Source organism: Streptococcus australis (genome assembly GCF_019930045.1).
GTDB lineage: Bacteria > Bacillota > Bacilli > Lactobacillales > Streptococcaceae > Streptococcus > Streptococcus australis_D.
In genome coordinates this window covers 1-5,087 of record NZ_JAHZQQ010000079.1, presented here as the reverse complement: position 1 = coordinate 5,087, position 5,087 = coordinate 1, and the positions used below count along the sequence as shown (strand labels likewise).

The window sequence follows — 5,087 nt, the reverse complement described above, 5'->3', positions numbered from 1 at the left end:
ACACCAGGTGAACCAGAAATTAAGAAGGATGTTAACGACAAACCTGCCGAAACACTAGCTAAACGTGATGAAGTCTTTACTTACAATGTCAACACAAGTGTTCCAACAGATGCGACAGCCTTCGAAGTAACCGATACCTTGGTAGATGTTCTCGAATTCGCTGGTGCCTCAAGTGCAAGCGTGAACGGAGAAGCAATCGCTCCAGAACAAATCAAAGTGGAAGGTCAAACCATCACTTTGACGCTTACAGAAGCACAAGTCAAAGCTAATGGCGGTAAAGCTGTTAAATTGAGCTTCACAGCTAAGATTAAGGATGGTGCAAATCTCTCAGCTTACATCACTAAAGATGGTAAGACGGAAGTTCCAAACAAGGCAAACTACAAGGTAGACTTCCCTAACAAACCAGGCGTAACCAAGGATTCCAACGAAGTTCCAGTTACACCTCCAACACCAGGTGAGCCAGAGATCAAGAAAGATGTCAACGGCAAGCCAGCTGAAACGCTTCAAGCTCGTAACGAAGAGTTCACTTACCATGTCAACACTGAAGTTCCAGCAGATGCGACAGCCTTTGAAGTCCACGATACCTTGGTAGACGTACTTGAATTCGCAGATGGTACTGGACGTGCAACTGCAACTCTTGGTGAAGAAGCTCTTGCTCCAGAACAAATCAAGGTTGACGGTCAGAAGATTACAGTCACATTGACTGAGGACCAAGTCAAAGCCAACGCTGGTAAAGCAGTAAACTTGACCTTCACAGCTAAGATCAAGGATGGTGCCAACCTTTCTGCTTACGTAACCAAAGAAGGTAAGACTGAAGTTCCAAATAAGGCAAGCTACAAAGCAAGCTTCCCTAACAAACCAGGCGTAACCAAAGACTCAAATGAAGTCCCAGTTACACCTCCATCACCAGAACTTCCTCCAATCGAGAAGAAAGTAAACAACGAAGACCAAGCAACTTTAGGAGCACGCGATGAAGTCTTCACTTACAAAGTGACTACTCAAGTTCCTCAAGATGTTACAGGATTCGCAGTATACGATACGATTGAAAAAGTTCTTGAATTTGCAGGCGAAAACGCTGAAGCTGTCGCAACTCTTGACGGCCAAGCCTTGGATGCCAGCCACATCAGCTTCAAGGGTCAAAAGATCACAGTGAAATTGACTGAAGAAGAAGCGAAAGCCAATGCTGGTAAGACAGTTGAATTGACCTTCAAAGCGAAGATCAAAGATGGTGCAAACTTGTCAGAATATGTGAACGAAGATGGCGTAACCCGTGTACCAAATACGGCTAAGTACAACTTCAACAACGATCCTGGCACAGAGCAAAAATCTAAACCAGTCCCAGTTATCCCACCAACACCAGGTGAACCAGAAATTAAGAAGGATGTTAACGACAAACCTGCCGAAACACTAGCTAAACGTGATGAAGTCTTCACTTACCACGTCAACACAAGTGTTCCAACAGATGCGACAGCCTTTGAAGTTCACGATACCTTGGTAGATGTTCTTGAATTCGCAGGCGCATCAAGTGCAAGCTTGAACGGCAAAGAATTGAAGGCTAACCAAATCAAGGTTGACGGACAAACCATTACCTTGACGCTTACAGAAGAGCAAATGAAAGAAAACGGCGGTAAAGCAGTGAACTTGACCTTCACAGCTAAGATCAAGAAGGGTGCCAACCTCGGAGCTTATATCTCTGCTACAACGAATCAAGTAGAGATCCCTAACAAGGCAAGCTACAAGGTAGACTTCCCTAACAAACCAGGCGTAACCAAAGACTCGAACACAGTCCCAGTTACACCTCCAAACCCAGGTCAGCCTGAAATTGAAAAACAAGTCAACGGTGCAGCTGAAGCCCTTCTTGGAGACCGTGATGAAGTATTTACATATACGATCAACACAGTGATGCCAGAAGATGCAACAGCCTTCGCAGTAACCGATACTCTTGATCCTGTATTAGAGTTTGAAGGAACTGCAAATGTAACTCTTGATGGTAAAGCAACTGATGCTACTGTCACAACTGACGGACAAACTATGACAGTTAACTTCCCAGAAGCAACAGTGAAATCAAGCGCTGGCAAGAAAGTACAAGTAACCTTCAAGGCCAAAGTCAAAGCCGACGCAGATCTTACTCCTTATCTGACAGATCGTGGCTACACAGTACCAAATACAGCATCTTACATCCTTAATAACAATCCAGGATTGAAGAAAGACTCTAACACCGTTCCGGTTGTTGTACCGAAAGTACCAGAACCAGAAATTTCTAAGAAGATCAATCGTACCTTGGATCACTTGGATGTAGACTACGATGCTGGCTACATGTACAATGTCAACACGAAATTGCCTGCAGATATCGACAAGTATAAAGAATTCACTGTAACAGATACCCTTGAACCAGTATTGGAAATCGCGGGTACACCAGTGGCTTACGTCGATGGTTACGATGCCAAAGAAGCTCTTGAAACGAAAGTGGAAGGTAACACTGTTACCGTGACAGTGAAAGACTTTGCTCGCCTCAAAGGCTTCAAAGAAATTCAATTGTACATTCCATCTAAACTCAAATCAGGTAGCGATTTGACACCTTATGCAGAACAACTTGTTCCAAACAAGGCGACTGTATCCTTCAAGGACCGCAATGGTCAATCAGGAAACAAGGAATCTAAGCCGGTGACGGTGAAACCACGTGATCCTGAAAAACCACGCGATCCAGATCCAAACAGACCACAAAAAACTGTTGGTCCAGAGGATGGTTCAGCACCAGGCTCTGTTTACCGCTTGAAGACAGCTGGCGAACTCTTCCGCTTCGACATCACTACTCCAGTTCCAACTGATCCAAAAGATGAGAACGGCAATCCAGTCAAAGACCAATACGGTCGCGACGTCAAGACGAAATTGACCAACTTGACCTTCTCAGATGAGATCGATAAGGCTCTGAAAGTGAAGAAAATTGCCCTCAAGGTTGAAAATGCTCAATTTGCTTCTATCCAAGCAGCGCTTCAAGCTAAGCTTGATCAGGCAAAACAAGAGTTGAAAGACATTGCTGGTCAACCAACTACTGGTTCAATTGCAGAACAAGTAGTTGCAGCAGAAGCTAAAGTCGCTGACTTGACAGCGCAAGTAGAAGCTGCTAAGACTGCCGCAGCAGAAGATGCAGAATCAGCAGAAAAAGCAGCAGCTGTGACAACACTTGAAGCAAGCTTGAAAGCGGCTCAAGATGAATTGACAGCTCTGAAAGAAAACGCTGATAAGTCAGGTGGACTTCCAACATCAGCTGATCAAAAACAAGCTCAAGAGAAACTTGAACAAGAAATCAAGAGCCTAGAAGAAGCGAAAGCGAAACTTGATAAGGCAGTTGAAAATCTAAGCAAAGTTTCTAATGAACGTGGTGAAATTACTGGTGATGCCTTGAGCGCCTTTGCAACTGTCACCTATGATGAAGCAACAAATCTAGTAACTGTTGAAATCACAGATGAAACTATTCTAGATGCCCTCAAAGGAAGCACCCTCCGTCTTGTCTTGTACACAAGCTTCAAAGATGGCGTCGATGTTAGCAAGTACGTCGAAAAAGGTGTGCCAAACGTTGCAAAAGTAAGCTTCAACCATAAACCAAAAGAAACTTACGAAGTGAAGGTATTCCCACCAGCACCAAATACACCACCACCTGGTCCATACACACCTCCAACGCCAGTGATTCCACCGGCACCGAATGGTGACTTGCCACCAGCTCCAATCCCAGATAAACCAAAACCTAAGAAACCAACACCGAAGGTCTCAGAACAACCACAACCAATCTTACCGAAGACAGCAGCAGTTGATTCTCCAGTAATGAATCTTGTGGGTGGCCTCATGTTGGGAATGACTAGCCTTCTTATCTGGAAACGCAAGAAGGAGCAATAACACATATTGCTAGAAGAGGGTAAAATATTTTACTCCTCTTCTTGCGGTATTGTTAGTATAATTTTAAAGGAAATTATCATGAGTAGAAAAAAGTTAATTAAATTAGGGATTTCAGTTCTTGCCTTAAATGCTTTGGGAGTAGCAGCGCATTATACAGTCCCAAACTTTATCCCAACCGTTTTGGCTGAAACACCAGGAGAAGACGAAGAAATTCCAGATGCAGAAGAACGGAAATTGGTTGTTAATTTCACTAATAAATTGAATGAATTTGAAGGAGACATTCAAGCCTTTGAGGACGATCCTTCTGATGAGGATATGAAGGGTTTGCTAGAGGATAGCATCAATGAGCTAGCTACTGAACTTGCCGTTGTTAAAAACGGTGTCAAAAGTCCAGAAGGTCAAGCTTCCGCTACTAAATTAGAAGCTCGTTACAACGCCTTGGTTGCTCGAGCAAATGCTGCCTTAGGTAAGACTACCCCAACTGAAACGACGAAAGAAGTGACAGAGACGGAAGAGATTCCATTCACCAGCCGAGAGGAAAAGAATGCAGATCTTCCAGAAGGCACGCGCAACGTCAAGACTCCTGGTCAAAAAGGTGAAAAGACCATTGTCTATACCGTTACTTATGTCGACGGTAAAGAAACGAAACGCGAGAAGAAGAGCGAAACTGTTACGAAGCAACCAGTTGAAGAAGTGGTTGAAGTCGGCACCAAGAAGGCTGCTGTTGTGACAACTCAGGAACTCACAGTTACAGAACCAATCCCTTATGGAGAACAGACCGTAACCAATCCTGACTTGCCAGAAGGTACACGTAACGTGAAGACTCCAGGGGAAAATGGTGAGAAGACTGTTGTCTACACGATTACCTTAACCGATGGTGTCGAAACCAAACGCGAGAAGAAGAGCGAAACGGTCACTAAACAACCGGTTGATAAGGTCATCGAAGTCGGCACTAAGAAAGCTGCGGTGATCACAACTAAGGAAGTGACAGAGACGGAAGAAATTCCATTCACAAAACGTGAAGAAGAGAATCCTGCTCTCCCAGAAGGTACACGCAATGTAAAAACTCCAGGTGAAAAAGGTGAAAAGACCATTGTCTATACCGTGACTTACACAGACGGAGTTGAAACAAAACGTGAGAAGAAGAGCGAAAGTGTCACCAAACAACCAGTTGAAGAAGTGGTTGAAGTGGG

2 protein-coding genes are annotated in these 5,087 nt (G+C 44.2%); both read left to right on the top strand.

Annotated features, from left to right (window positions below):
• Positions 1–3,894: isopeptide-forming domain-containing fimbrial protein (locus tag K1J10_RS09975; RefSeq protein WP_223357201.1), on the top strand; the 3,894-nt coding region annotated here is incomplete at its 5' end.
• 78 nt (positions 3,895–3,972) lie between these two features.
• A partial coding sequence (locus tag K1J10_RS09970; protein WP_223357199.1) for a G5 domain-containing protein occupies positions 3,973–5,087 on the top strand: 1,115 nt, incomplete at its 3' end.